This is a genomic window from Amycolatopsis australiensis (assembly GCF_900119165.1).
GTDB classification, from domain to species: domain Bacteria; phylum Actinomycetota; class Actinomycetes; order Mycobacteriales; family Pseudonocardiaceae; genus Amycolatopsis; species Amycolatopsis australiensis.
The window spans coordinates 2,545,404-2,571,456 of the sequence record NZ_FPJG01000006.1 but is presented as its reverse complement, the minus strand read 5'-3'; the positions used below and the strand labels follow the sequence as shown (position 1 = coordinate 2,571,456).

General features: G+C 72.6%; 26 protein-coding genes and 1 tRNA gene. 12 read left to right on the top strand and 15 right to left on the bottom strand.

Translation table 11 applies throughout. From position 1 onward, the window contains the following. Nucleotides 1-55: 55 nt before the first annotated feature. Nucleotides 56-562: a CHAP domain-containing protein gene (locus BT341_RS13655; protein ID WP_072476653.1), complete on the top strand. Its 507-nt coding sequence runs from the start codon at nucleotides 56-58 to the stop codon at nucleotides 560-562. A gap of 54 nt (nucleotides 563-616) precedes the next feature. On the opposite strand, the gene rho is transcribed toward BT341_RS13655, so the two are convergent. The 6 genes from rho to argS form a co-directional block, all read right to left on the bottom strand. After that, nucleotides 617-2,602 carry a transcription termination factor Rho gene (gene rho / locus BT341_RS13650; protein WP_072476652.1) on the bottom strand — a complete coding sequence of 662 codons (1,986 nt, stop codon included), beginning with the start codon at nucleotides 2,600-2,602 and terminating at the stop codon, nucleotides 617-619. Nucleotides 2,603-3,003: 401 nt separating this feature from the next. Beyond that, a complete protein-coding gene (thrB, locus tag BT341_RS13645) occupies nucleotides 3,004-3,891 on the bottom strand; it encodes a homoserine kinase (RefSeq protein ID WP_072476651.1) in 888 nt (295 codons plus the stop codon). Nucleotides 3,892-3,994: 103 nt separating this feature from the next. Beyond that, on the bottom strand, nucleotides 3,995-5,056 hold the full coding sequence (gene thrC / locus BT341_RS13640; RefSeq protein WP_072476650.1) for a threonine synthase: 1,062 nt from the start codon (nucleotides 5,054-5,056) through the stop codon (nucleotides 3,995-3,997). Then, nucleotides 5,053-6,363, bottom strand: a complete 1,311-nt coding sequence (locus BT341_RS13635) for a homoserine dehydrogenase (protein ID WP_072476649.1) — start codon at nucleotides 6,361-6,363, stop codon at nucleotides 5,053-5,055. Before BT341_RS13635 ends, thrC begins: the two co-directional genes overlap by 4 nt. Nucleotides 6,364-6,369: 6 nt before the next feature. Then, entirely contained in the window at nucleotides 6,370-7,800 is a 1,431-nt protein-coding gene (gene lysA, locus BT341_RS13630; protein WP_072476648.1) for a diaminopimelate decarboxylase, read from the bottom strand. Nucleotides 7,801-7,803: 3 nt separating this feature from the next. Next, entirely contained in the window at nucleotides 7,804-9,459 is a 1,656-nt protein-coding gene (gene argS, locus BT341_RS13625; RefSeq protein WP_072476647.1) for an arginine--tRNA ligase, read from the bottom strand. Between the two features lie 196 nt (nucleotides 9,460-9,655). Here argS and BT341_RS13620 point away from each other — a divergent pair, with 196 nt between their 5' ends. Then, nucleotides 9,656-10,471: a thioredoxin-like domain-containing protein gene (locus BT341_RS13620; protein ID WP_072476646.1), complete on the top strand. Its 816-nt coding sequence runs from the start codon at nucleotides 9,656-9,658 to the stop codon at nucleotides 10,469-10,471. Then, on the top strand, nucleotides 10,468-11,172 hold the full coding sequence (locus BT341_RS13615; protein WP_072476645.1) for a DUF305 domain-containing protein: 705 nt from the start codon (nucleotides 10,468-10,470) through the stop codon (nucleotides 11,170-11,172). Before BT341_RS13620 ends, BT341_RS13615 begins: the two co-directional genes overlap by 4 nt. A 10-nt stretch (nucleotides 11,173-11,182) precedes the next feature. Here the strand turns inward: BT341_RS13615 and BT341_RS13610 are convergent, their stop codons facing one another. Both BT341_RS13610 and BT341_RS13605 read right to left on the bottom strand, forming a co-directional pair. Further along, nucleotides 11,183-12,103: a cation diffusion facilitator family transporter gene (locus BT341_RS13610; protein WP_072476644.1), complete on the bottom strand. Its 921-nt coding sequence runs from the start codon at nucleotides 12,101-12,103 to the stop codon at nucleotides 11,183-11,185. Nucleotides 12,104-12,286: 183 nt separating this feature from the next. After that, nucleotides 12,287-13,387 (bottom strand): epoxide hydrolase family protein, encoded by a 1,101-nt coding sequence (locus tag BT341_RS13605; protein WP_072476643.1) that lies wholly within the window; start codon nucleotides 13,385-13,387, stop codon nucleotides 12,287-12,289. Between the two features lie 149 nt (nucleotides 13,388-13,536). On the opposite strand from BT341_RS13605, the gene BT341_RS13600 reads away from it, so the two are divergent. Then, nucleotides 13,537-13,609, top strand: a tRNA-Arg gene (locus BT341_RS13600). A gap of 232 nt (nucleotides 13,610-13,841) precedes the next feature. Here the strand turns inward: BT341_RS13600 and BT341_RS13595 are convergent. Continuing rightward, complete coding sequence (locus tag BT341_RS13595; protein ID WP_072481935.1) at nucleotides 13,842-15,044, bottom strand: PP2C family protein-serine/threonine phosphatase; 1,203 nt, start codon at nucleotides 15,042-15,044, stop codon at nucleotides 13,842-13,844. A 281-nt stretch (nucleotides 15,045-15,325) separates the two neighbouring features. On the opposite strand from BT341_RS13595, the gene BT341_RS13590 reads away from it, so the two are divergent. Genes BT341_RS13590 through BT341_RS46400 form a run of 6 tightly spaced genes read left to right on the top strand, consistent with a single transcriptional unit; the run spans nucleotide 15,326 to nucleotide 19,435 of the window. Beyond that, nucleotides 15,326-16,195, top strand: a complete 870-nt coding sequence (locus BT341_RS13590; protein ID WP_072476642.1) for an STAS domain-containing protein — start codon at nucleotides 15,326-15,328, stop codon at nucleotides 16,193-16,195. Beyond that, on the top strand, nucleotides 16,192-16,584 hold the full coding sequence (locus tag BT341_RS13585; protein WP_072476641.1) for an STAS domain-containing protein: 393 nt from the start codon (nucleotides 16,192-16,194) through the stop codon (nucleotides 16,582-16,584). Before BT341_RS13590 ends, BT341_RS13585 begins: the two co-directional genes overlap by 4 nt. Further along, a complete protein-coding gene (locus BT341_RS13580; protein ID WP_072476640.1) occupies nucleotides 16,574-17,008 on the top strand; it encodes an anti-sigma regulatory factor in 435 nt (144 codons plus the stop codon). Before BT341_RS13585 ends, BT341_RS13580 begins: the two co-directional genes overlap by 11 nt. Next, nucleotides 17,005-18,009 (top strand): SpoIIE family protein phosphatase, encoded by a 1,005-nt coding sequence (locus BT341_RS13575; protein ID WP_084742852.1) that lies wholly within the window; start codon nucleotides 17,005-17,007, stop codon nucleotides 18,007-18,009. Before BT341_RS13580 ends, BT341_RS13575 begins: the two co-directional genes overlap by 4 nt. Then, a complete protein-coding gene (locus BT341_RS13570) occupies nucleotides 18,009-19,196 on the top strand; it encodes a PP2C family protein-serine/threonine phosphatase (protein WP_072476639.1) in 1,188 nt (395 codons plus the stop codon). The genes BT341_RS13575 and BT341_RS13570 overlap by 1 nt, the downstream gene beginning before the upstream one ends. Nucleotides 19,197-19,231: 35 nt before the next feature. Further along, the gene (locus BT341_RS46400; RefSeq protein WP_245805311.1) at nucleotides 19,232-19,435 is read left to right on the top strand and encodes a transposase; all 204 of its coding nucleotides are present in this window, start codon (nucleotides 19,232-19,234) and stop codon (nucleotides 19,433-19,435) included. A 685-nt stretch (nucleotides 19,436-20,120) separates the two neighbouring features. On the opposite strand, the gene BT341_RS13555 is transcribed toward BT341_RS46400, so the two are convergent. The 3 genes from BT341_RS13555 to BT341_RS13545 form a co-directional block, all read right to left on the bottom strand. Further along, a complete protein-coding gene (locus BT341_RS13555; RefSeq protein WP_072476638.1) occupies nucleotides 20,121-20,510 on the bottom strand; it encodes an STAS domain-containing protein in 390 nt (129 codons plus the stop codon). A 145-nt stretch (nucleotides 20,511-20,655) separates the two neighbouring features. Then, complete coding sequence (locus BT341_RS13550) at nucleotides 20,656-21,147, bottom strand: MarR family transcriptional regulator (protein WP_245804958.1); 492 nt, start codon at nucleotides 21,145-21,147, stop codon at nucleotides 20,656-20,658. 110 nt (nucleotides 21,148-21,257) lie between these two features. Beyond that, nucleotides 21,258-21,638 carry an STAS domain-containing protein gene (locus BT341_RS13545; protein WP_072476637.1) on the bottom strand — a complete coding sequence of 127 codons (381 nt, stop codon included), beginning with the start codon at nucleotides 21,636-21,638 and terminating at the stop codon, nucleotides 21,258-21,260. Between the two features lie 136 nt (nucleotides 21,639-21,774). On the opposite strand from BT341_RS13545, the gene BT341_RS13540 reads away from it, so the two are divergent. Beyond that, entirely contained in the window at nucleotides 21,775-22,830 is a 1,056-nt protein-coding gene (locus tag BT341_RS13540) for a sodium:calcium antiporter (RefSeq protein WP_072476636.1), read from the top strand. Nucleotides 22,831-22,875: 45 nt separating this feature from the next. On the opposite strand, the gene BT341_RS13535 is transcribed toward BT341_RS13540, so the two are convergent. Further along, a complete protein-coding gene (locus BT341_RS13535; protein WP_143168546.1) occupies nucleotides 22,876-23,574 on the bottom strand; it encodes a hypothetical protein in 699 nt (232 codons plus the stop codon). Between the two features lie 2 nt (nucleotides 23,575-23,576). Then, a complete protein-coding gene (locus BT341_RS13530; protein ID WP_072476634.1) occupies nucleotides 23,577-24,251 on the bottom strand; it encodes a papain-like cysteine protease family protein in 675 nt (224 codons plus the stop codon). Nucleotides 24,252-24,412: 161 nt separating this feature from the next. Between BT341_RS13530 and BT341_RS13525 the strand changes: the two genes are divergently transcribed. Further along, the gene (locus tag BT341_RS13525; RefSeq protein WP_072476633.1) at nucleotides 24,413-25,054 is read left to right on the top strand and encodes a carbonic anhydrase; all 642 of its coding nucleotides are present in this window, start codon (nucleotides 24,413-24,415) and stop codon (nucleotides 25,052-25,054) included. Between the two features lie 4 nt (nucleotides 25,055-25,058). Here BT341_RS13525 and BT341_RS13520 read toward each other — a convergent pair whose 3' ends face one another. Then, the gene (locus BT341_RS13520) at nucleotides 25,059-26,039 is read right to left on the bottom strand and encodes an L-threonylcarbamoyladenylate synthase (RefSeq protein ID WP_072476632.1); all 981 of its coding nucleotides are present in this window, start codon (nucleotides 26,037-26,039) and stop codon (nucleotides 25,059-25,061) included. Nucleotides 26,040-26,053: the final 14 nt, after the last annotated feature.

The window sequence follows — 26,053 nt, the reverse complement described above, 5'->3', positions numbered from 1 at the left end:
ACGCGCGCGGCGCACGCTCCGCACCTTCGTGACTCACTCACCACAAGGAGGAGCAATGCGAAATATCTTCACGCGAGTGGTGCTGGCCGCCGCCATCGGAGCGGCCGTCATCGTGGCCGCCCCCGCGGCGGACGCCGCCGGTGTCACGGCCGCGGACACCCATCCCGAGCTGGCCACCTTCACCGCCACGCCCGAGGCGTCGATCCAAGCCGCGGGCGACGGCACCCCGGCCGGCGCGGTCCAGTGGTACAAGAACCACCTGGGCAGCACCGCGTGGCAGGGCCTTTGCGAGAAGGCGGCCGAGAACTCCTACGGCACCACCGGCGTCTGGGCGTCGGCGAATGCGCACTGGAACGGCGCGAGCCCTAAGCACACCACCGGCACTCCGCCGGCCGGCTCGTTCGTCTACTGGAACATCAGCGCCTACGGCCACGTGGGCATCGCCGACGGTAGCGGCGGCTTCTACGCCACCAGCGTCGGCGGCGCCATCGGGCACGGTTCCAGCGTGAGCTACTTCAGCAATTACCGCGGCTGGACGCCCGCGGCCGTCCCGCACCAGTAAGCGCGAAGGGGCCTCCCCGGTCGCCCGGGAAGGCCCCTGCCGCAATCACGTGACTCAGTCGTCTTCGCCGCCGCCGAGGGCGGTCTTCGAGACCTGCATCAGGAACTCGACGTTCGTCTTCGTCTTCCGCAGCCGGGAGATCAGCAGGTCGATGGCCTGCTGCGAGTCGAGCGCGTGCAGCACCCGGCTCAGCTTCACCGTGACCGCCAGCTCGTCCGGCGAGAGCAGCAGCTCGTCCTTGCGGGTACCCGACGGGTTGACGTCGACCGCCGGGAACACGCGGCGCTCGGCGATCTTCCGGTCGAGCTTGAGCTCGGCGTTACCCGTGCCCTTGAACTCCTCGAAGATGACGGTGTCCATCGTCGAGCCGGTCTCGACCATCGCCGTGGCGAAGATGGTCAGCGAGCCGCCGTTCTCGATGTTGCGGGCCGCGCCGAGGAATCGCTTCGGCGGGTACAGCGCCGTCGAGTCGACACCACCGGACAGGATCCGGCCGGACGCCGGGGCCGCCAGGTTGTACGCGCGGCCGAGGCGGGTGATCGAGTCGAGCAGCACGACGACGTCGTGACCCATCTCGACCAGGCGCTTGGCCCGCTCGATCGACAGCTCCGCGACCGAGGTGTGGTCGGACGGCGGCCGGTCGAAGGTCGAGGCGATGACCTCGCCCTTCACCGAGCGCTGCATGTCGGTGACCTCTTCCGGACGCTCGTCGACCAGGACGACCATCAGGTGGCACTCGGGGTTGTTCGTGGAGATCGCGTTCGCGATGTCCTGCATGATCGTGGTCTTGCCGGCCTTCGGCGGCGACACGATCAGGGCGCGCTGCCCCTTGCCGACCGGCATGATCAGGTCGATCACGCGGGTGGTGAGCTTGTGCGGCTCGGTCTCGAGACGCAGGCGCTCGTTCGGGTACAGCGGGGTCAGCTTCGTGAAGTCGGGACGGCGCTTGGCCTCGTCCGGCTCCAGGCCGTTGATGGAGTCGACGCGCACCAGCGGGTTGAACTTCTGCCGCTGCTGCTCGCCCTCGCGCGGCTGGCGCACGACGCCGGTGATGGCGTCACCACGGCGCAGGCCGTACTTGCGGACCAGCGACAGCGAGACGTACACGTCGTTCGGGCCGGCGAGGTAGCCGGAGGTGCGCACGAACGCGTAGTTGTCGAGGACGTCCAGGATGCCCGCGACGGGCAGCAGGACGTCGTCCTCGCGGATCTCGGTGTCCGGCGAGCCGGCTTCGCCCCGGCCGCCGCCGCTGCCCCGCCGACGGCGGTCGCGGAAGCGACGGCCGCGACGGCCGCCCTCTTCGTCGTCGCCGTCCTGCTGGGCGCGGTTGTCCTGGCCGCCGCGGTTGCCGTCCTGCTGGTTGTTGCGCTGACGGTTGCCGTCCTGGCGGTTGTCACCACCGCGGTTGTCACCACCGCGGTTGTCGCCACCGCGGTTGTCGCCGCGGTTGCCGCCCTGGCGCTGCTGGTCGCGGTTGCGGTCGCCCTGCTGGCGGTCGCCACCCTGGCCTTGCTGCCGGTCACCCTGCTGGCGGTCACCCTGCTGGCCGTCCGGGGCACCGGCGGCGCGGTTCGAGCCGCGGCGACGCCGGCTGCGGCCGCCCTCCTCGGGCTGGCCGTCCTGGGCCTGCTGGCCGTCCTGCTTGTCCTGCTGCGGGCGCTCGGCCTGCGGCCGGTCGTCCGACGGCGCGGAGGCGGGCGCCTCGGCCTTCGGCTCCGGCCTGGTCTCGACCGCGGGCGCCTCGGCCTTCGGCTCGGCCTTGGGGGCCGCCGCCTTCGGCTGCTCGCCGACGCCGTCGAGCGGCAGCGTCTCCGCCGTCGCACGCGGCTTGCGGGTCTTGCCCTGGCGCTCGCGGATCGCGGCGATCAGGTCGCCCTTGCGCATGCCCGTCGTCTCGCCGACGCCGAGCTCCCCAGCCAGCGAACGCAGTTCGGCGACGGTCTTACCGGTCAGCCCGCCGACCGTCCGCTTGGGAGCGGGGGCGGTGCCGTTCGTCTCGGCCGTGCCGCTCACGTCGCTCAAAAGATCGGTGTTGCTCACACATGTCCTTCCTGACCGATCCACGCCTCCAGGTGGATCAGCGGACTGCCGCTCGCTTCTGATCGCGAACCGGCGTAGTTGCCCCCCGATACGCGAGATGAGCTCTTCGGCCGTGCGGAACACAGCTGGAGCGCCTCCACCACAGGGGTTTGCGTCCTCCAAACGGAGGATGCGGAATTCGGCACCGCCGAGACCGGAAACCCGCCTGCGTCCTTCCGCGTTACCCCGCGTGCCAGGCGGTGCGGATTCGGCGGATCAACGAAGGATGCGATCCCAGAGGACCGGCATCGGGTGCGGAAACGCACGGTGATCGAACGCCCCCGAGGGTAGACCGCGGCGGTTCCGGGTGCAACAACCACCCCCCGCGTGGCGGGCGTGGCGGCGGGCACGTGACCCAGCCTTTACTGAGCCGCAACCTGCACACCCGTGAGATCCACGGCCAGCTCGAAGACGTCGAAGCCTTCAACGCCGGCCCCCGCGGGAAGTATTCCCGTGGTCGTCAGCGCGAGCACCGTGGGACCGGCCCCGGAGATGGCGGCGGGCACGCCCTGTGCACGCAGCGTCGCCACCAGCTCGGTGCTCGCCGGGTACGCGGGGGCACGGTAGTGCTGGTGCAGGCGATCCTCGGTGGCCGCGAGCAGCAGCTCGGGCTTCGCGGTCAGGGCGTGCACGGCCAGCGCGGCGCGGCCGGCGTTGTGCGCGGCGTCGGCGTGCGGGACGGCCGGTGGCAGCAGGCCGCGCGTGGTCGCGGTGGCCGAACGCTCCGACGGCACGGCCACGACCGGCCGGATCGACGGGTGGGGTGTCAGCCGCTCGGTGTGGAACTGGTCACCTTCGCACCAGGCCAGCACCAGGCCGCCGAACAGGCTGGCGGCGGCGTTGTCGGCGTGCCCTTCGAAGCCCGCGGCCAGCTGCAGGGCGTCGAACGCGTCGAGTTCCCGTCCGGCCAGCGCGTACCCGGCGGCGACGCCGGAGACCACGGCGGCCGCCGACGAACCGAGCCCGCGCGCGTGCGGGATCGCGTTGAAGCAACGCAGGTGCAGCCCGGGCGGCTCGACGCCGAGGTGCGCGCAGGTCTTCCGGATGGCGCGGACGACGAGGTGGGTCTCGTCGGTGGGGACGTCCTCGACCCCGCCCGCGCCCGCGTCGGCCACCTCGACCTTGAGGCCGCCGTCGGTGACCTGCACCTCGACGACGTCGTGGAGGCCCAGTGCCATCCCGAACGCGTCGAAGCCGGGACCCAGGTTCGCGGTGGACGCCGGAACGGTGACCCGGAACCCGCCGCTCACCGCAGCGCCCCAATGTGGCCTTCGGTGCGTGAGACGCAACCAAGGCGGCCTTCGGTGCGTGAGACGCAACCAAGGCCGCCTTGGGGCGCTGGCGAGCCGGGGGTCACGGCAGGTCCAGCGCGGCCGCGACCGCCGAGGGGTCGACCGCCAGGGGTTCGACCTCGACGTTGCCCGCCAGGGCCGTCTGCGGGTCCTTCAGGCCGTGGCCGGTGACGGTGCAGACGACCCGGGAACCCCCCGGGAGCCTGCCGTCGGCGGCCGTGGCCAGCAAGCCCGCGACGCTGGTCGCCGAGGCGGGCTCGACGAACACGCCTTCGCGGCCCGCGAGCAGCCGGTACGCCTCGAGGATCTTCTCGTCCGTCACGGCTTCGAAGAGCCCTTCGGACGCGTCCTTCGCCGCGACCGCCGCCGTCCAGGACGCCGGGCTGCCGATCCGGATGGCCGTCGCGATCGTGTCCGGGTCGCGCACCGGCTCGCCGTGCACCAGCGGCGCCGCGCCGGCCGCCTGGAAGCCGAACATCCGCGGCGTGTTCTTCACCACACCGTCGGCCGCGTACTCCGAATAGCCCGCCCAGTAGGCGGTGATGTTGCCCGCGTTGCCGACCGGCAGGCAGTGGATGTCCGGCGCCGTGCCCAGCACGTCGCAGATCTCGAACGCCGCGGTCTTCTGGCCCGCGATGCGCACCGGGTTGACCGAGTTGACCAGGGTGACCGGGTAGTCGTTCGCGGTCTTTCGGGCCAGCTCGAGGCAGTCGTCGAAGTTGCCGTCGACCTGCAGGATCCGCGCGCCGTGCAGCACGGCCTGGGCGAGCTTGCCCATGGCGATCTTGCCCTGCGGCACCAGCACCGCGCAGGTGAGCCCGGCGCGGGCGGCGTAGGCGGCGGCCGAGGCGGACGTGTTGCCGGTCGACGCGCAGATCACCGCCTTCAGCCCGCTGGCGAGCGCGTGCGTGATGGCCACGGTCATCCCGCGGTCCTTGAACGAGCCGGTCGGGTTGGCGCCCTCGACCTTCAGGTACACCTCGCAGCCGGTCAGCTCCGACAGGTGGTGGGCGGGCAGCAGCGGCGTGTTGCCCTCCCCGAGGGTGATCACCCGCGCCCCGTCCGGGACCGGGACGCGGTCCCGGTACGCCTCGATGAGCCCGGGCCAGGGGTGCCTGATCACTGGTCTTCGCCTTCCACCCGCATCACGCTGACAACTTCGTGGACGACGTCGAGCCGGCCGATTTCGTCCACAGTGGACTGCAACGCCGCATCGGGCGCCTGGTGCGTCACCACGACGAGGCTCGCGCGGTCGCCGACGTCGCTCTGCCGCACGGCCGCGATGCTCACGCCGTGCGCGGCGAAGGCCTGCGCCACCTGGGCGAGCACGCCGGCGCGGTCGGCGACGGACAGGCTGACGTGGTAGCGGGTCGGCGTCTGGCCCATCGGCCGTACCGGCAGCGCCGCGTGCGCGGACTCGCGCGGGCCGCGCCCGCCGACGACCCGGTTGCGGGCCACCGCGACGAGGTCGCCGAGCACCGCGCTCGCCGTCGGCGCGCCACCCGCGCCCTGGCCGTAGAACATCAGCTCGCCGGCGGCGTCCGCCTCGACGTACACGGCGTTGAACGCGCCGCCGACGCCGGCCAGCTGGTGGCTGCGCGGGATCATCACCGGGTGCACGCGGGCCGAGACGGACTCGACGCCGTCGTCGTCGGTCACGCGCTCGCAGATGGCCAGCAGCTTCACCGTGCGCCCGAGCATCCGGGCCGCGGCGAGGTCGGCGGCCGTGACGTCGGCGATGCCCTCGCGGTGCACGTCCGAGGCGGTCACGCGGGTGTGGAAGGCCAGCGATGCGAGGATCGCGGCCTTCGACGCGGCGTCGTAGCCGTCGACGTCGGCGGTCGGGTCGGCCTCCGCGTAGCCCAGCCGGCTGGCCTCGTCGAGCGTCTCGGCGTAGCCGGCGCCGGTGGAGTCCATCGCGGACAGGATGTAGTTCGTGGTGCCGTTGACGATGCCCATCACGCGCGTGATCCGGTCGCCGGCCAGTGATTCGCGCAGCGGGCGCAGCAGCGGGATCGCCCCGGCGACCGCGGCCTCGAAGTAGAGGTCGGCGCCCGCGGCGTCGGCCGCCTCGAACAGGTCGGCGGAGTGCTCGGCCAGCAGCGCCTTGTTCGCCGTGACGACCGACTTCCCGGCCTCGAGCGCGGCGAGCAGCCAGCCGCGCACCGGCTCGATGCCGCCGACCAGCTCGACCACCACGTCGACGTCGTCGCTGGTGACGAGCTTCTCGGCGTCGGCGGTCAGCAGCTCCGGCGGCAGCTCGGGGTGCTTGTCCGGGCGGCGGACCGCGATGCCGGCCAGCTCGACCGGCGCGCCGGCCCGCGCGGCCAGCTCGCCGGCCTGCTCGGTGAGCAGCCGGGCGACCTCGCCGCCGACGGTCCCGCAGCCGAGCAGCGCGACCCTGATCGGACGGCCTTCTGCAGCAGACACTGTGACTCAGACCTCCAGGCGCAGCATGTCGTCGGTCGTCTCCCGCCGCAGCAGCAGCCGCGAGCTGCCGTTGCGCACGGCGACCACGGCCGGGCGGGGCATCCGGTTGTACGTGCTCGCCATCGAGTAGCAGTACGCACCGGTCGCCGCGACCGCCAGCAGGTCGCCGGGAGCCAGCGTGTCGGGCAGCCAGCAGTCTCGTACGACGATGTCGCCGGACTCACAGTGTTTTCCCACGACCCGGGACAGCACGGCCTGGACCGGCTGCTCGTTGTCGGCCGCCGAGCGGGACACCAGCCGGACGTCGTAGACCGCGTCGTACAGCGCGGTCCGGATGTTGTCGCTCATCCCGCCGTCGACGCTGACGTACCGCCGCGCCGACTCGTCGCCGAGCGAAACGTCCTTGATGGTGCCGACTTCGTAGAGGGTGACCGTGCCGGGACCGGCGATCGCGCGGCCCGGCTCGCCCGCGATCCGCGGCACCGGCAGGCCCGCGTACGCGCACTCCTTGCGGACGATCTCGCGGATCTGCGTGATCATCTGCGCGGGGGGCGGCGGGTTGTCCTTCTCGGTGTAGGCGATGCCGAAGCCGCCGCCGAGGTCGACCAGGCTCAGCTGGTCGAGCAGCTCGGGCCCGTGCTCCTTCGCCAGGTCGGCGAGCAGGCCGACGACGCGGCGGGCGGCGACCTCGAAGCCGTCGGCGTCGAAGATCTGCGAGCCGATGTGGCTGTGCAGGCCGACGAGCTTGAGCGAACGCGCGTTGAGCACCCGGCGCACCGCCTCGGCGGCGTCGCCCGACGCCAGTGAGAAGCCGAACTTCTGGTCCTCGTGCGCGGTCGCGATGAACTCGTGGGTGTGCGCCTCGACGCCGACCGTGACCCGGATCAGCACCGGCTGCACGGCGTCGTGGCGGGCGGCGATGTCGGCCAGCCGGGCGATCTCGAAGTACGAGTCCAGCACCACCGTGCCGACACCGGCGACGACGGCGGCTTCCAGCTCGGCGGGTGACTTGTTGTTGCCGTGGAAGGTGATCCGCTCGACCGGGAAGCCCGCGCGCTGCGCCACGGCGAGCTCGCCGCCGCTGCAGACGTCGAGGCTCAGGCCCTGCTCGGCCACCCAGCGGGCGATCTCGATGGACAGGAACGCCTTCGACGCGTAGTGCACGAGCGACGGGTCGTCGAACGCCTCCGCGTAGTCGGCGCACCGGGACTTGAAGTCGGCCTCGTCGACGACGAACAGCGGCGTGCCGTGCTTTTCGGCCAGCTCGCGCAGGTCGACCCCGGCGATCCGCACCACGCCGTCGGCGGCGCGGAACGTGTTGCGGGGCCACACTTTCGCGGGCAGCTTGTCGAGTTCTTCGGCACCGGAAGGCTGGAGCCCGGAGGTGTCGGCGTGGGGGTAGACGTCGGCGTGCCTGGGGCCCGCGGGGTGCGCCATTTCTTACATCCGTTCCGGAGCGGAGACACCGAGCAGCGCGAGGCCGTTCGCCAGCACCTGGCGGGCGGCCTCGCACAACGCGAGCCGGGCGTGCGTCAGAGGGGTCGCCTCTTCGTCGCCCATGGGCAGCACGCGGCCCACGGTGTAGAACTTGTGGTAAGCGCCCGCGAGTTCTTCGAGGTAGCGCGCGATCCGGTGCGGTTCCCGCATTTCGGCGGCGCGGCGCACGGTTTCCGGGAACTCGCCGATGGTGCGGATCAGGTCGCCCTCGGCGGGCAGCGTCAAGAGTCCGAAGTCGACGTCCGAACCGGACTTGATGCCGAGGTCGGCCGCGTTGCGTTGCAGGGACGCCAGCCGCGCGTGCGCGTACTGGACGTAGTAGACCGGGTTGTCGTTGGAGTGCTTGCGCAGCAGGTCCAGGTCGACGTCCAAAGTGGAGTCCACGGAGTAGCGGATCAGCTCGTAGCGGGCCGGGTCGACGCCGACGGCCTCGACGAGGTCCTCCATGGTGATCACGGTGCCCGCGCGCTTGGACATCCGCACCGGTTTGCCGTCGCTGACCAGGTTGACCATCTGGCCGATCAGCACCTCGACCGTCGCCGGGTCGTCGCCGAAGGCCGCCGCGGCGGCCTTGAGCCGGGCGATGTAGCCGTGGTGGTCGGCGCCGAGCATGTAGATGCACAGGTCGAAGCCGCGGTTGCGCTTGTCCTTGAAGTAGGCCAGGTCGCCGGCGATGTAGGCCGGGTTGCCGTCCTGCTTGATGACGACGCGGTCCTTGTCGTCGCCGTACTCGGTGGAGCGCAGCCACCAGGCGCCGTCTTCGAAGTAGAGGTTGCCGGAGTCCTTCAGCTGCTGGACGGCCGCGTCGACCGCGCCGGACTTGTGCAGCGAATCCTCGTGGAAGTAGACGTCGAAGTCGGTGCCGAACTCGTGCAGGCTCTGCTTGATCTCGCCGAACATCAGCTCGATGCCGATCCGGCGGAACGTCTCGTGCCGCTGCTCCTCGGGCAGCGACAGCGCGCTCGGCTCCTGCTTGAGGACGGCGGCGGCGATGTCGTTGATGTAGCCGCCCGCGTAGCCGTCCTCGGGCGCGGGCTCGCCCTTCGCGGCGGCGATCAGCGACCGGACGAACCGGTCGATCTGCGCGCCGGCGTCGTTGAAGTAGTACTCGCGGGTGACGTCGGCGCCCTGCGCGGCCAGCACCCGGCCCAGCGCGTCGCCGACCGCGGCCCAGCGGGTGCCGCCGAGGTGGATCGGGCCGGTCGGGTTGGCCGAGACGAACTCGAGGTTGATCTTGGTGCCGGCCAGGGCGTCACCGCGCCCGTAGGCCGTGCCCGCTTCGAGCACCTGCCGCACGATGTCGCCCTGTGCTGCGGCGGCGAGCCGGAAGTTGAGGAAGCCGGGGCCGGCGACCTCGGCGGAGGCGACGCCGTCGTCGGCCGAGACGGCCTCGGCCAGCGCCTCGGCGAACTCGCGCGGCTTCAGCCCGGCCTTCTTGGCCACCTGCAGGGCCAGGTTCGTCGCGTAATCGCCGTGGTCGGGGTTGCGCGGGCGTTCGATGGTCACCTGCTCCGGCAGCACGGCGTCGTCGATGCCGCGTGCGGTCAGTACCTGCACGGCGGAGCTGCGGACCAGGTCGGCGAGAGCGGCGGGAGTCACTTGCCGAATTCTAGGTGTGCCCTGGTCCGGCGCTTGCATCGGTCTCGAACACGTCACGGCGGGTAGGTGTGTGAGGCGTTTACGGTGATCAGACGCGTGGTCTCTACACTGGCCCGGGCGGGAATCCGTCCGCAGCCACCAGAGGGAGAACGCGGGAGCCATGGCGAACGGGACAACTCGGAAAAAGGGGTCGGCGGTGAAGGCGGCCCGCGGTTCCGTCGTCACCAAGAAGGGCACGCCCTGGGGCACGATCATCGCCGTGGTCGCCATCGTGGCGCTGGCCGCCTCGGTGATCATCTACTACATGGTGCAGTCCGCGCCGAAGCGTGAGCAGGCCGGCCGCGAGCAGGCCGCCGCTTCGTTCGCGCCGACCGCGTCCGACCCGGATCCCTCCAAGCGCATCCCCGGGGTCGTCACCGCGAACTACACCGGCAGCGTGCACGTGCTCCCGACCGAGCGCGTCGCCTACGACAAGACCCCGCCGTTCGGCGGCCCGCACGACGGCTACTGGGCCACCTGCACCGGCACGGTGTACCCGAACGCGGTCCGGACCGAGAACATGGTCCACTCGCTCGAGCACGGCGCCGTCTGGATCGCCTACAACCCGCAGCAGGTGACCGGTGACGCGCTGAACCTGCTGAAGGTCCGCGTCCAGGGCAAGCCGTTCACGATGATGTCGCCCTACCCGGGCCTCGACAAGCCGATCTCGCTGCAGTCGTGGGGCCACCAGCTGAAGCTCGACGACGCCAACGACCCCCGCATCGACGAGTTCATCGCGGCGCTGCGCAGCAACCCGAACGGCGTCTACCCCGAGGTCGGGGCGTCCTGCGACGCGCTCGGCCCCGGCCAGTTCGACCCGGACAACCCGCCGCCGTTCGACCCGTCGAAGCCGGGCCCGGACGCGAAGCCGATGGACTACAAGGGCACCGCCGGCGCGCAGAACGAGCAGGGCGGCATGAACCAGCAGCCCTCCTCCGGTGCCCCCGCGCCCTCGGCCACGCCGTCCAAGTGAGTTCCGAAGAGCCCGGCGTCGTCACCGAGCAGCCGACGTGGTCGCGCTGGGTGATCATCGGCGGGACGCTGCTCGCGGTCCTGCTGATCGGCGGGACCGCGGGGATGTTCCTGACCAGGGCCGTCGACGAGCCGGCCGCGGCGGTGCCCGCGGCCGGGTCGGTCGAGGTCGGGTTCGCGCAGGACATGTCGACCCACCACCTGCAGGCCGTCACGATGGCCGGCTGGGCGCGGGACCACTCCACCGACCCGGAGATCCGCCAGCTGGCGTTCGACATCGAGCGCACCCAGCTCGAGCAGGTCGGCCGCATGAAGGGCTGGCTCATGCTGTGGGACCAGCCGGAGCAGGCGATCGGCGCGCCGATGAAGTGGATGACGGAGCCGATGGCCGGGCACGACGGCATGTCGATGGCGCCGTCGTCGGTCAACCCGGGCGCCGGGGTGCTGATGCCGGGCATGGCGACGGAGGCCGAGCTGGCCAAGCTGCGCTCGCTGTCGGGCAAGGAGCTCGACGTGTACTTCCTGCAGCTGATGCTCCGCCACCACCAGGGCGGCACGGCGATGGCCCGGTACGCGGCGGCCCACTCGTCGCTGCCGGCGTTGAAGGCGCTGGTCAACAGCATCCTCACGTCGCAGGGCGCGGAGATGGACCAGATGAAGCTGATGCTCTCGGCCCGGGGCGCGCAGCCGCTGCCGGCCTAGGACCGGCGCGTCACCACGAGAGTTCCTGGCAGCGTCGCGCACACTGCGGCGCTTCCACCTGCAGCGTCGCGTGCTCGATCGAGTAGCGCGAAGCGAGCAGGTTCTGCGCGTCGGTCAGCACGTCGGACTGCTTCGCGGGCGGGGCGAGCGTCAGGTGCGCCGATGCGACCTCCATGCCCGAGGTCAGCGTCCAGACGTGCAGGTCGTGCACGTCGGCCACGCCCGGCAGCGCGGCGAGCTCGGCGTTGATCGCTCCGACGTCGACGCCGTGCGGCGCGTGCTGGAAGAGGATCCGCAGCGCCCGCCGGGCCAGCGTCCACGTGCGGGGCAGCACGAACAGCCCGATCGCGACACCGATGATCGGGTCGGCGTAGCGCCAGCCCGTCAGCAGCGTCACCGCGCCGCTGACCAGCACGCCGACCGAGCCGACCAGGTCGGCGAGCACCTCGAGGTACGCGCCCCGGACGTTGAGGCTTTCCTTCGCGCCCGAGCGCAGCACGGCGAACGACACGATGTTGGCCACGAGACCGGCCGTCGCGGCCAGCAGCACCGGCAGGCCGGGCACCGCGGGCGGGTCGCTGATCCGCCCGATGGCCTCGGCCAGGACGTAGCCCGCGACGCCGAAGAGCAGGACGGCGTTGGCGAGCGCGGCCAGCACCTCCGCGCGGTAGAGCCCGAACGTGCGGCTGACCGTCGGCCCGGTGCGGCGAGCCAGGATGATCGCGGTCAGCGCCATGCCGACCCCGAGGACGTCGGTGAACATGTGCGCGGCGTCGGAGATCAGGGCCAGCGAGCCGGTGGTGAAGCCGACGACGAACTCGAGCACCATGAAGCCGGCGCCGACGCCCAGCGCGATGCTCAGGCTCCGCACGTACCGGCCGGACGCGCTCGCCGGGGCGATCGCGTGCCCGTGTCCGTGGCCGTGTCCCATTCCGCCTCCGTTCCCGCTTCCGCGTCGACGCCCAACATATAGTCGAATGCGCATATATGCAACAGAGGGCAGCCTAAGTTCACCACCCGCAAGCTACCGCGGACCCGCCGCGCCGACCAATCCACCAGGCGGGGTTTCCCGCCAGGCGGACCGGTTACGCTTCGGCGCCGGAAAATCGCCGGGTCAGCGGACCAGCCGGAAGAAGCCGCGGACCTGCTCGACGAACAGCCCGGGCTGTTCGAGCGCGGCGAAGTGCCCGCCGACCGGCAGCTGCTCGAACCACCGCAGGTCGGTGTAGCGCTGCTCGGCCTGCCGCCGCGAAGGCCGCACGATCTCCTTGGGGAACACCGAAATCCCGGCCGGGACGTCTACTGTGGACAGATCGCGCTCGGTGTTCTGCCAGTACATCCGCGCCGAGGAAGCGGCCGTCGCGGTGAACCAGTAGACGGAGACGTCGTCGAGGATCTTCTGCCGGTCGACGGCGTCCTCGGGGTGGCCCTTGTTGTCGGTCCAGGCCCAGAACTTCTCGGCGATCCAGGCGGCCTGACCGGCGGGCGAGTCGGTCAGGCCGTACCCGAGCGTCTGCGGCCGCGTGCCCTGCTGGGCGGAGTAGCCGCCGCCGGTCCGCCGGAACTCTTCGAGGTCGGCGAGGGCCTGACGCTCCTCGGGGGTCAGATCGTCCCCGGCCATCCGCACGGGAGCGAAGTTGACGTGCACGCCGGCCACCCGCCCGGACCGCGCGAGCGCGTTCGCCACGGCGGCGCCCCAGTCGCCACCCTGGGCGCCGTAGCGGTCGTAGCCGAGCTCCTGCATGAGCCGGTCGAAGAGCTCGGCGACCCGGCCGATCTTCAGGGCGGGCTTGTCACTCCACCCGAAGCCGGGCAGCGACGGCGCGACGACGTGAAAGGCGTCACCGGGGTCGCCGCCGTACTTCGCGGGATCGCTGAGCGGCCCGAAGACGTCGAGGAATTCGACGACGGACCCCGGCCAGCCATGGGTCAGCACGAGCGGCAGGGCATCGGGCTCGGGCGAGCGGACGTGCACGAAGTGCAGCCCGACCCCGTCGACCTCGGCCCGGAACTGCGGAAAGGCGTTGAGCCGCGCGGCGAACCCGAAGTCGTACTCCTCGGCCCAGTCCCGGCACAGTTCCCGGACGTAGGACAGCGGCACACCCTGCGACCAGTCATCGACGGTCTCGGCCTCGGGCCACCGAGTCCGCCGAAGCCGCTCCCGCAGATCGGCGACATCGGCCTCGTCGAGCGGCACCGGGAACGGCTTGACCATTCGGGCTCCTCCAGGTGGGCTTCCCACGCTAGCGACGACCCGCCGAAAGGATCAACTTCCCGGCTCCGACCAGCGGGTTCGCCGGTGAGGCCACCTGCCCGCGAGGGCCGCGGAGGATGCGCTAAGCTTTCGGAGTCGCCCAGCGATGGGCCCTCGTAGCTCAGGGGATAGAGCACTGCCCTCCGGAGGCAGGTGTCGCAGGTTCGAATCCTGCCGAGGGCACACTGTTCGAACACGCAAACCCGGCCCCTGCCAACGAAACATGGCAGGGGCCGTTTCGCGTCTTGCCACGGCGGACCCGCTCACCGGACCGTGCCGCCGAGGAAACCGGAATGGCCGTCGCGTACGGATTCCCGGAACGAACGTGAGTTGGCCGCCCGCGGGCAGACGGTCGCCGCCGCGCGGGCAGACGTGCAGGCGGGCCCTCCGGCATCGGAGCGCCTGAGTGAGCGGGCTACCGGGCCGCCGTCACCGGGGCGCTGTTGCCCCTCCCCGGGAGCGGGGTCGGGCCGAACCAGTCCAGGCACACCACCATCGCGTCGTCCTCGGCCTGGCCTCCGTGGCGGCGGGTGCTCAGCTCACGCAGCATCGCGCCCGGCACGTGGGCCGCCGGGAGGTCCGCCGTCACCACTACCGCCTGGGCCAGTTCGCGGTCGCCGTACAGCTCGCCGTGCGGGCCTACCGCGTCGTACACGCCGTCGCTCACGAAGACGAACCGGTCGGCGTCGAGGGCCTGGAAACGGTGGGTCGTGTACACCGTGTCTTCGAACGAGCCCAGCGGGAGCTGCTCCTCGAACTCCACGCGTTCGGCTTTGCCGTCGCGCAGGCGCCACAGCCGGGGCGACCCCGCGTCGACGACGTCGACCAGGCCGGTTCCGAGATCGAACTGCAGCAGCAGCGCGGCCACGTGCTGCGCGCCGCTGTAGTGCGCGTAGATGGCTTGGTCCGCGAGCTCCGCCTGGGCGTCGAGGCCGACGCCGGCGCGGCGGGCGTTGCGCAGCGCGTTGACCGCGAGGTTGGTCAGCAAGGCCGCTTCGGCGCCCTGGCCCATGCCGTTGACCAGGGTGACGGCGAGCTTCTGCGCCGACGCCGACCAGTCGAAGCAGTCGCCGTAAATCGCGTACGCCGGTTCGAGCTGGCCGCCGAGCGCGAACTCCGGGCGGGTGCAGGCACGCCCGGGCAGCAGCTGCCACTGCATCTCGGCGGCCAGGGTCAGCCGCGACGAGCGCCGCGCCTGGATGTAGAGGTCGGTGTCGCGGTCGGCCACGAAGAGCTCGTGCGCCACCGCCTCGGCGAACCGCTCGAGCTCCGCCCAGACGGGTGGCTCCGGCTCCGCCGGCAAGGTGACGGCCAGGACGCCGAGGCGGTCGCCGCGCACGCTCACGGGCAGGTAGCCGGTCACCTTCTCGCCGTCGCGGGAGAACGTCGCCGCCTGGGCGACGAACGCATCGCCGGGCGTGGTGCCCTCGACGGGGATCGGCTCGTTCGTGTACGGCAGGGTGCTGACCTGGCACAGCTCGGTGAGGGCGTAGTCGGCCATCAGCAGCTCGACCGCCTCGGCGCCGAAGTGCTCGGCCAGCGCCGACCGCAGCGCGGCGGGCAGGTCGTGGGGCGGAACGTCACGCAACCGGCGCTCCACCGCCAGGGATCTGTCCAACGCCGCCTCCTGCTCACCGCCGCCGGGCACCACGGCGGCGCCGGTCGGTCTGTCGAGTCTGCGCCGCTCCGGCGTGCCGGTCTACGGCGAATCCCGTGAGCTGTGCTGCCGGTCCAGCATAGGGATGCCAGAGTGGAGCCCGTGGATCGGTGCCGCCGGGGTGGGGGACACCGACGGGTCGGCGCGAACTCCCGGCCTGACCCCGGTACCCTCCAAAATTGTTGCATGACAACAGTCCACCGGCGTACAGCAGAGCGCGCCCCCGACCGCAGGAGGACCCGGTGCCGGGGACCGACGATGCCGCCGTCCGCGAGCTGGTGGCACAGACTCTCGACGAAGACCGCGCCGCCCTGGTGGCGGACTGGGTCCGGCAGCAGCTGGACGACCCGGGCGCGTCCGAAGGTGAACGCGACCTGCGCCGTGAGGCCACCGAGCTGGTGGAGGCGCTGCGCGCCGCGCTGGGCCGCACGGTCCCGATCGGCCGGATCGTCGAGCAGGACCCAGCGGTGCGTGACGCCTTGACGTCGCTGTCGGAACGGCGGGCCCGCGCGGGCGCCGAGCCGTCGGCCACCGCCATGGCCATCCTCGCGCTCAAGCGCACGATGCTCGGCGCGATCGAACGCCACACCGCCGACTCCGCGTTGCGCTACCGCGCCGCGCTGCTGGTCAACGAGCTGCTCGACAGCGCCGGAGTGCTCAGCTTCGCGGTTTACTCCACCGGCCGGGAACGCATCATCCGCGAGCAGAACAGCCAGATGCTCGAGCTGTCCACCCCGGTCGTGCAGCTGTGGCGGCACGTCCTCGCGGTCCCGCTGATCGGCACGCTCGACAGCGCCCGCACCCAGGTCGTGATGACCAGCCTCCTCGAAGCGATCCAGGCCAACCAGGCGCGGGTGGCGATCATCGACATCACCGGCGTCCCCACGGTCGACACCGCCGTCGCGCAGCACCTGCTGCAAACCGTCAGCGCCGTCCGGCTGATGGGCGCGGAATGCGTGATCAGCGGCATCCGCCCCTCCATCGCGCAGACCATCACCCAGCTGGGCATCGACCTGTCCCACATCCTCACCCGCGGCTCGCTCGCCGACGCGCTGGCCACCGCGCTGCAGATGCTCGAGCACGGCAGCCGTCCCGGCGCGGTGACCGGGTGAACGCCGGCCTGCCGATCCTGCGGCTCGGCGACGTCCTGCTCAGCGGCCTGCTCAGCGACCTCGACGACAAGACCGCCCTCGCCTTCACCGACGAGCTGACCGCGCGGATCTCCACCGAGGGCATCCGCGGAGTCGTCATCGACATCTCGCGGCTGGAGATCATCGACTCCTTCGTCGCCCGCGTCCTCATGCAGCTCGCCGACTCCGGCCGGCTGCTCGGCGCCCGGATGATCGTGGCGGGAATGCGCCCGGCCGTCGCCCTGACGCTGACCGAGCTGGGGCTGCGGCTCACCGGCGTGCAAACCGCGCTCAACGCCGAACAGGCCATGGAACTGCTGGGCTGGCGCCGCCCCGGCAAGGCCGGCGAAGAGGCGGCTCATGCTCCCTGACGAGCTCACCGGCCCCGAGCACGACATCCCGCCCGAAGAACACCGCATCCGGGCCGAAGAAGACCTGCTCACCGCCCGCCACGCCGTGCGGGCCGCCGCCGTCGCCGCCGGCTTTTCCATCGTCGACCAGACCAAGATCGTCACCGCGGCCAGCGAACTGGTCCGCAACGCCTACATCCACGGCGGTGGCGGCACCATGACCATCACCCCGCTGCGCGACCACGGCCGGGTCGGGCTGCGGCTGCGCGTCCGCGACGACGGCCCCGGCATCCCCGACGTCGACCAGGCGCTGACCGACGGGTTCAGCACCGGCGCCGGGCTCGGCCACGGTCTCGGCGGCACCCGCCGGCTCGTCGACGAGTTCCACCTCGACACCGCACCCGGGCGCGGCACCACCGTGACGGTCGTGCGCTGGAAGCCGTGAGCGGCGTCGTGGTGCCGCCGCCGTCGCGGCACGTGCGCGTCGACCACGTCAGCGCCGTGTACGCCGCCACCCGCGCCGCCCGCGAGACCGGCCGGGCGGCCGGGCTGCCCGACGTGCTGACCGAACGCGCCGCCGTGGTCACCTCGGAACTGGCCGGCAACCTGGACAAGCACGCGGTGAACGGATCCGTGGTCGTGCAGCGGGCCACGACCGGGCTCGGCGTCGACGTCCTGGCCGCCGACGACGGCCCCGGCATGGCCGACGTCGAGCACTGGCTGCTCGACGGCAACACGACCACCGCGACCCTCGGCACCGGCCTCGGCGCGGTCAGCCGGATGGCCACCGTGTTCCGGATCCGCTCGGCACCGGGCCGGGGCACGCTCGCCGCCGCCCGCGTGCTGGCACCGGGGACACCGGTGGGCCAGGCCGCCGCGATGGCGCACTTCTGCCTGCCGCGCAGCGGGGAGAGCCAGTGCGGCGACGCGATCGCCGTCGCGCCGACGACCGGCGGCTGGACCGCGCTCGTCGCGGACGGGCTCGGCCACGGGCCCGACGCCGCGCAAGCCGCCGGCCGCGCGGTCGAGGTGTTCGCGCAGAACCCGGACCGGCCACCGAGCCACCAGCTCGCGAACATGCACCGGGCCCTGCGCGGCACCCGCGGCGCCGCGATCGCGCTGGCGCGGGTCACGCCGCGGCGGCTCGAGTTCTGCGGCGTCGGCAACATCAGCGGGACGACACTGCACGAATCCGGCCGGTCCGGGCTGCTGCTCAGCATCCCGGGGATCGTCGGGTTCACCCTGCCGGTCGCCCAGGTCCGCCAGACCGCGCTCGCCGAAGGCGACCTCGTCGTGCTGCACACCGACGGCATCGACCCGGGCTGGCGGACCGGCCCGGCGTGGGCGGGCAACGCGCTGCTGCTGGCGGCCGAGCTGGCCCACCACCACCGCAACCCGCGTGACGACGCCGCCGTGCTCGCCCTGCACCCCGACCGGATCACCTGATGCGGCCCGAGCTCGCCCGGATCCGCCGCCGGCTCCGCGCCGCCTGCGGCGAAGCGGGGGTGCCCGCCGGGGACCGCGCCCGGCTGGTCCTCGCGGCGACCCTGCTCGCCGAACCGGTCATCGAGGCCGGCCGGGACGTGCACGTCGAGACGGCCGTGGCCGACCGGCGGCTGGCCGTCACGTTCCGGCTCCCGGAACCGGTCGGGCAGGCCCGGCGCAACGCGCTGCCGCTGCTGCCCGACGCCGGAGACGGCGAAACGCTCACCTGGCACCTCGCCTCGGGAGCCGGCCCGCACCCGGCGCCGGCCGACGAGGACGCGGCCACCCGCGAGGAGATGCTCGCGCTCATCGCCCGCGCCGACGCCCTCGCCCAGGAGCAACGGGAGCTCAAGCACGAGCTGGCCGAAACCAACAGCGGCGTGCTGGCGATGTACGTCGAGCTGGAGCAACGGGACGAACAGCTCCGCCGCGCGCACGCGGTCATCTTCCGCGAACTCGAAGACGCACTGCGCCCGCCGCCACCGGCGGTGCCCGGTCTCGAGCTGGCGGTCCAGTACTCACCGACCGAGCAGGACTCCCCCACCGGTGGCGACCTCTACGACTGGTTCGTCCTGCCCGGCGGGCAGGTCCACGTGACCCTGGTCGACGCGGTCGGCCACGGCGTCACCTCGACGCGGCACGCCCTCACCGTCACCCACGCCATCCGCACCCTCGCCCTGGAGGGCCACCCGTTCGCCGGCCTCATCGCCCGCACGTCCGAAACGCTGGCCGCGATCGAGCCCGGCCTGATGGCCACCGTGCTGCTGGCCCGCGTCGACCCGGCGACCGGGAAGCTGACGCTGGCCAACGGCAGCCATCCACCGCCGGTCCTGGTGACCGCCGACGGCGAAGCCGAGCTGCTGCGCAGCGAGGTCGTCGGCCGCGGCGTGGGGTTCCCCGACCCGGGCAGCCGCGAACTGGTCCACCACACACTCGGCCCGGGCGACACGCTGCTGCTGTACACGGACGGCCTGATCGAAGGCCGCCGCGACCTCGACGAGGGCCTGGGCCGCCTGCTGGCCCAGGCCCGCGCGCACGCCCGGCACCCGACCGGCACGCTGCCGGCGGAGCTGGTGACCCGGATGCACGACGTCGTCCTGCACGCCGACGACACCGTCGTGCTCGCCATCCGCCGGGTGTCCGGCTAGAGCGTGTCCGGCAAAAGTTTCGGCTGGTGGCTGGGATGCTGCCGGTCGGGTCGCGGTTTCAGTTGCTTTCAGACGGTCAGTGGGCGTTGATCGAGGATCTGCTGCCGGTCCGGACCGGTGAGCGGGGACGTCCGTTCTCGGATGCGCGGGCGATGGTCGAGGGGATCATCTACCGGTACCGGTGCGGGATTCCGTGGCGGGATGTCCCGGCGGTGTTCGGTCCGTGGCAGACGATCTGAACCTGGCACCGGAGGATGGCCGGTGACGGCACCTGGACACCGTCCTGGAACGCCTGCTCACCGATGCGGACGCGGCGGGCTTGATGGATTGGTCGGTGTCGGTGCATTCCACGATCGCCCGGGCACATCAGCACGCCACCACCATCACCCGCCCCACAAGGGGCTGGGTCGAACTACACCGAACAGCGCACCGAGCCGCCTGACCACGCGATCGGCCGCTCCCGCGGCGGCTGGAACACCACGGTGCACCGCCGTCCGCTGGTGACGTTGGCCGGACCCGGCCAGGCCGCAGACGCGCCGACGTTCCCGCACCTCAAGCAGCATCTGCACGTCCCTCGGGGCTGGCCGCGCTCGTGCCCGCACCCGGCCTGACCGGGTCCGTGGCGACACGGCCTACTCCTCACCCGCGATCCGCCGACACCTGCGGGACGGCGGCATCACCGCCGTGATCCCCGGACTGGCCGACCAGGCAGGGGCACCGCAAGCGACGTGGTTCCGGCGGCGGGCGTCCGCCCGCCTTCGACCCGGTCGACCACCGCGGCCGCAACGTCGTCGAACGACGCTTCAACTTGCTCAAACAGTGGCGAGGGCTGGCCACTCGCTACGACAAGCCCGCCATCGCCTACCGATCAGCGGTCGTCCTGCACGCCGTGATCACCTGGACCAACGCATTGTCAGACACGCGCTAGTCGCCGCACTCCTGGGCCACCTGCTGCCGGCCGTGCCTGCCCAGTGCGGCCGTCACGGTCGGGTGGATCGGGAACAGCGTGTCCAGGCGGGTGATCGTCAACGGCTTCAGCACGCTGCGTTGCGTCGCCACCAGCGTGACCTCGATGGCCGCCGTCTCCGCGGCCTGGTGCAGCCACGCCAGCGCCGACAGCCCGGTCGAGCCGAAGAACCGGACCTCCGCCAGGTCGACCACCACCGCCCGCGGGCGCCGGACGAGCGCCACCGCGAGTGTCTCCCGCAGCATCGCCCGCACGTCGTGGTCCACGTCGCCGGCCACGGACACCACCGCGACGTCGTCGAAAGTCTTCACGGCGATGGCCAGCCCGGACGGGAATGGCTGGTCCATGAGCTGCGCTCCGGGTGGAAGCCGGCTGGGTCGACCGGGTGCGGAACGACGCTGTGGGGCCACGGCTGACGGCTGAACCGCGGGCACAGAGCTGACCTCGTCCGCCGGGCGGACCCAGGTCAGTTGTCGTATGACAATAGTTACCCTACTGGGCCGCCGCGCGGTTGTCACGCTCCGCGAGGTCACGGTTCGCCGCCGCCTGGAACGCGCGCAGCCCGGTGGCGAGGCCGGCACGTTCGCCGTCGGTCAGCGCGGCGAGGACGGCGTGCAGCCTTTCCCGGCGCCGCGCCCGCAGATCCTGCAGGTAGGCGCGCCCGCTGTCACTGAGCCGCAGGACCAGTTCACGGCGGTTGCGCGAATGCGGGAGCCGTTCGAGGAAACCGACGGCTTCCAGCCGGTCGCACAACCGGCTCGCCAGCGGCGGGGTGGAACCGAGCAGCTCCGCCAGCGTCCGCAGGTTCAGCCCTTCGTACCGGTCGAGCGCGACGACCGCGCGGACCTGCGACACCGACAGCGGCCTCGGCGACGCGTCACGCGCCCGCTCGAACAAGATCTCGAGCAGCTCGGCGGTGTCGGCCACGGCGGCGGCCACCTGGTCGGCGGCCCGCGCCGGATGGGAGCGGTTCACGGCAGTCACGGTGGCATCCCTCGGTCGAACCGGCACCGCAGCCTACGGTACCCGCGGCCGGGCGGGCGCCTGCCGGACTTCAGCCTCCGGTCATCTCTTGCGCCACGCGCATCGATTCCTCATCGGTCTGGCCGATCGCGAAACCAGGTGCGGGCCCGGTCCACGGTCGGGTGCAGGCTGAGCGCTGCGTCGAGCCGGGTGAGCCGGATCGTGCGCAGGACGGCGGGCCGGCCGGTCACGACGGCGAACGGCAGGCCCGCGCCGCCGGTCGCCGACACCAGCTCGGCGAGGACCTGCAAGCCCGCCGAGCCGCAGAACCGGATGCCGTCGAGATCGACGATGAGCGCCGGCGGCCGCCGGTCCAGCGCGGCCAGGGCGTGGCGCCGCAGCGCCGGGGCGGTCGCGAGGTCCAGCTCGCCCGCCGCGGTGACCACGACCGCGTCGGGCAGGGTGATGCGCCGCACGGTGAGAGCCGCTTCCGCGCCGTCGGTGCCGGTCACCCACGCCTCCCTCCGTCGAGGGCGACCCTAGACCAGCCGCATCGATTTGTCATCGATTTCGACCGTACGAGCCGGCCCGTGGTTGGCCGGGCGCGCGGCGGGTATCCGGCGAGCCTCGTACCGAAGGGGAGGCCGAGTGTCCGGATTGCCGCTGCCCTGGCTCCTGCTGATCTTCGCCGGGGCCGCCGGCGCCATCTGGGTCGCGGGGATCCAGCTGTCCGACCAGACGGACGTGCTGTCGGTCCGCCTGCACCTCGGTTCGGCACTCGGCGGGCTGATCCTGCTGGCGATCGCCACGAACCTGCCGGAGATCGCGATCGTCGTCTCGGCGTCGTTGTCGGGCAACGTCGGCGTCGCCGTCGGGAACATCCTGGGCGGGATCGCCATCCAGACCGTGGTCCTCGTCGTGCTCGACGCGGCCGGTGTCCGCGGCGACCGGCCCTTGACCTACCGGGCGGCGTCCCTGGTGCTCGTCTTGGAAGCGGCCCTGGTCGTCGCGGTCCTGGCCGTCGTCGTGGCCGGCAGCCAGCTGCCCGCCGGGCTCGTCTTCCTGCGGCTGTCCCCCGGGTCCGTCCTGATCGCGGTCCTGTGGGTCGCCGGCCTGTTCCTGCTGCGCCGGGCCGGCCGGGCACTCCCGTGGCACGAGTCCGGGGAGCCACCGGACGGGCAGGACCGCCCGCGCGGGCACAAGACCCGGCAGACCGAGCGGACGGCCGGCGCGAAGGGCACCAGCACCGCCAAGTCGGCGCTGATCTTCGCCGGCGCGGCGGTCGTGACCCTGCTCGCCGGCGTCGTCCTGGAGCGCAGCGGCGACGCCATCGCCGACCGCATCGGCCTGTCCGGTGTCCTGTTCGGCGCCACCGTGCTGGCCGCCGCGACGTCCCTGCCCGAGGTCTCGACCGGCCTCACGTCGGTCCGCAACGGCGACTACCAGCTCGCCGTCAGCGACATCTTCGGCGGCAACGCGTTCCTCCCGGTGTTGTTCCTGCCGGCCACGCTGCTCTCCGGGAAGGCCGTCCTGCCGCAGGCGCAGCGCAGCGACATCTACCTCACCGCCCTCGCCGCCCTGCTCACGCTGGTCTACGCGGCCGGGCTGCTGTTCCGCCCCCGGCGCCGGATCCTGCGGATGGGCGTGGACTCGCTGGTCGTCCTCGTGCTCTACGCGGTCGGCGTCGCCGGGCTGTTCGCCTGACCGGCGCCGTCATCCCCGGACACCGGCCGCAGCCGGAACTGAGCACTACGACCGCGACGCCGTGCGAAGCCGGCGCAGCCCGAAAACCGCCGCGGCCGCGACGGCGGCACCCGCGGCCGACCACCACGGCCAAGCCGGGGACCGCGCGGCACCGGGTTGCTTGTCCGCGTACCGGTCGTGGACCTGGTGCTGGTACTCGGTCAGCGGGACCAGCGCGCCCACCGGATTCTGGGGCAGGCTGGCGCGCAGCAGCCGGACGCCGCCGGGGCCCAGTTCGTACCAGCCGTTGATCTGCGGCTCGCTCAGCAGCACCGTGCCCGGGCGCAGCTCGCGGGCGAGCCGGGTCTCGTCATCGCCCGAGAGGGCGGTGGTGACCCGCCAGCCAGCTGCGGCCGGCGTCGCTTCGATGGTCGTGGTGCGGCCGTCGGCGGCGCGGGCCACGACGGCGACGTACGCGAGGACCGCCGCCGGGCCCGTTCCGTCGCCGCGGACGAACGCCGGGTCCAGCGTGTACGCCGGGATCCCCGTGGCGGCCACGGTGATCCCGGCGGGCTCGGGCCGGCCAGGCCTGCGCAGGTTGGTCCGGGCGTAGCCGATCGCCTCGGGCGTGTGGGCGGCCGCGACCGCCGCCGCAAGCCGGTCGGCCGTCAGCGGCACCCACACCGGCGCCACCGCGGTGGCCGCGCCGGGTGAGCCCAGCCCGAGCAGTGCCGCGGCCAGGACGCACCACGCAGACCTGGTCACGGTCACCGCCCGGCGATGCCGACGACGGTGTCGCCCCACGTGAACTGGCTGTTCTGCAGGTAGTCGTCGTAGGACTGGGTGCGGTACCGCTGGTAGGTGGGCCACGGGTCGCCGACGTCGATCGACCGGTTCGCCGCGTCGTAGCCGTAGATCACTTCGGCGTGGCCGCCGCCGGTGCTCCAGTAGATGCCGGTCAGCGCCGGGTCGCCCGCGTCGATCTGCTGGGTGATCGTCGAGAACGACACCGCGCCGCCGGCGCTCTCGGCGGAGAACCCGGTGCCGTGGAAGCCGTTGACGATTTCGTCGATCTGCGCGGCCTCGTTCGGGCAGTAGCCGGGGCTGGTGCCCTTGCCCGCCGCGCAGAACTCCTCCTGCGACGTCGGCGCGCCGTGGAACTGCTCGATGCTCGCGCCGTCGGCCGCCCAGCACCATTCGTCGTTCTGCTGCACCTGCTGGCTGTAGTTCAGGCTGACCGCGGCCGTCGTCGCCGCCCGCGGCGCCGCGCCCAGCCTGAAGTGGCTGTTGTCGGCCAGCGGGTGGGTCAGCGTCAGGCCGTTCGGCACCGGCGCGGCGGGCGCCGCCTGCGCGGCCGGGGCCAGCACCAGCGCGGCCGTCGTGACGACGACGCCGCAGACGACCGCCACGACCGGCCTTCCTCTGTCGAACGCGATGACCATGGATTTCTCCTTCACGACGGGGAGGGGATGCGCGAGGCACACCTTCCGCCGCCGGCAACTCCCCAACCACCTACGAACGGCGAAAACCGGACGGTGTTATGGCAGGTGTTATGGCTCTCGGCGGCCGTGCCCGGCCGCCGGCTTTGGCTTAGGCTTCGGCTATGGCCGAGATCGACTCCCTGTCCCCCGCAGAAGCTTTCGACCTGCTGCTCGCCGGCAACCGGCGGTTCGTGGCGGGCTCGCCCGACCACCCGAACCAGGACGCGGCCCGACGCGCCGAGGTGGCGCCGGGCCAGCGTCCGTTCGCGGTGCTGTTCGGCTGCTCCGACTCCCGGCTGGCGGCGGAGATCATCTTCGACCGCGGCCTCGGCGACCTGTTCGTGGTGCGCACCGCGGGCCACGTCGCGGGCGCGGAAGTGCTCGGCAGCATCGAGTACGGCGTGGCGGTGCTGGACTGCCCGCTGGTGGTCGTGCTCGGCCACGACTCGTGCGGCGCGGTCGGCGCCGCCTGCGCCGCGCTGGAAGACGGGAAGACGCCCGCCGGGTTCATCCGCGACGTCGTCGAGCGCGTGACGCCGAGCGTGCTCGCCGCGCGGGCCGCGGGTCGCGTGGAAGCCGACGAGATCCTCGCCGAGCACGTCCGGCTCACGGTGGACCTGCTGCTGGAACGCTCGCGGGTGCTCGCCGAGCAGGTCGAGGCCGGGCGGACCGCGGTCGTGGGCCTGCGCTACCGGCTGGCCGACGGCCGCGCGGACGTGGTGGCGACCCGCGGTCTCGACGTGACCGCGGGCTCGGCGTCCTGAATCCTCAGGCGGAGGTCCGCGGTCCGGCGGCGCGGCGGAGCCGGTTGGCGATCGCCGCGCCCAGGCCCGCCTCCGCCGGCAGCGACACCAGGATGAGGTCGCACCCCCGCCGGTCCAGCTCGCGCAGGAACCCGTACAACCGGCGCGCGTAGTCGTCGTCCGGCTCCGGGACCGCCACGACGGCGTGCGCCTTCACCGGGGCGTCCGCCAGTGACGGCGGCAGGAAGACCCCCACCTGGTGGCCCTGTTCCTGCGCGGCCCGCGCTTCGGCGAGCAGGTTCTCCGGCTCGACGAGGACCACCCGCGCGTTCGGCGCGTAGTGGGAGGGGTGCTGGCCCGGCACGCGGATGCGGCTCGCCGTGCCCTCCGCGACCGGGCGGCCCAGTACCGCTTCCAGGTCCTCGCGGGTGACGCCACCGGGACGCAGGATGCTCGGCGTGTCACCGGTGACGTCGACGATGGTCGACTCGACGCCCACGGTGCACGGGCCGCCGTCCAGCACGAAGTCCACGGCGCCGCCGAGTTCGGCGCGGACGTCGTCCGCCGTCGTCGGGCTGACCGAGCCGAAGCGGTTGGCGGACGGGGCGGCGACCGCGCCGCCGAACTCCGTCAGCAGCGCGAGCGCGACGGGGTGCGCGGGCACGCGCACGGCCACCGTCTCCAGCCCGCCGGTCGCTGCCAGCGGCACCCGGGCCCCGCGCCGCAGGACCAGCGTGAGCGGGCCCGGCCAGAAGCGCTCGGCGAGCAGCCGCGCCGTCCCGGGGACGTCGGCGGCCCAGCCCGCCAGCCGGTCCGCGCCGCTGACGTGGAGGATCAGCGGGTGGGACGGCGGGCGTCCCTTGGCCGCGAAGACGCGCGCGACGGCGGCGGGGTTCCCGGCGTCGGCGCCCAGCCCGTAGACGGTCTCGGTCGGCAGGGCGACCAGGCCACCGGCCCGCAGCACCCCGGCCGCCTTCTCGATGTCACCCGTTGTCGTCGTCGTCACTTTCGCACCAGTCC

Bases quoted from the DNA above. Each gene is read 5' to 3' on its own strand.
- BT341_RS13655 (WP_072476653.1), top strand. From the start codon at position 56: ATGCGAAATATCTTCACGCGAGTGGTGCTGGCCGCCGCCATCGGAGCG.
- lysA (WP_072476648.1), bottom strand. From the start codon at position 7,800: ATGGCGCACCCCGCGGGCCCCAGGCACGCCGACGTCTACCCCCACGCC.
- BT341_RS13610 (WP_072476644.1), bottom strand. From the start codon at position 12,103: ATGGGACACGGCCACGGACACGGGCACGCGATCGCCCCGGCGAGCGCG.
- BT341_RS13605 (WP_072476643.1), bottom strand. From the start codon at position 13,387: ATGGTCAAGCCGTTCCCGGTGCCGCTCGACGAGGCCGATGTCGCCGAT.
- BT341_RS13580 (WP_072476640.1), top strand. From the start codon at position 16,574: ATGCTCCCTGACGAGCTCACCGGCCCCGAGCACGACATCCCGCCCGAA.
- BT341_RS13570 (WP_072476639.1), top strand. From the start codon at position 18,009: ATGCGGCCCGAGCTCGCCCGGATCCGCCGCCGGCTCCGCGCCGCCTGC.
- BT341_RS46400 (WP_245805311.1), top strand. From the start codon at position 19,232: ATGCTGCCGGTCGGGTCGCGGTTTCAGTTGCTTTCAGACGGTCAGTGG.
- BT341_RS13555 (WP_072476638.1), bottom strand. From the start codon at position 20,510: ATGGACCAGCCATTCCCGTCCGGGCTGGCCATCGCCGTGAAGACTTTC.
- BT341_RS13530 (WP_072476634.1), bottom strand. From the start codon at position 24,251: ATGGTCATCGCGTTCGACAGAGGAAGGCCGGTCGTGGCGGTCGTCTGC.
- BT341_RS13525 (WP_072476633.1), top strand. From the start codon at position 24,413: ATGGCCGAGATCGACTCCCTGTCCCCCGCAGAAGCTTTCGACCTGCTG.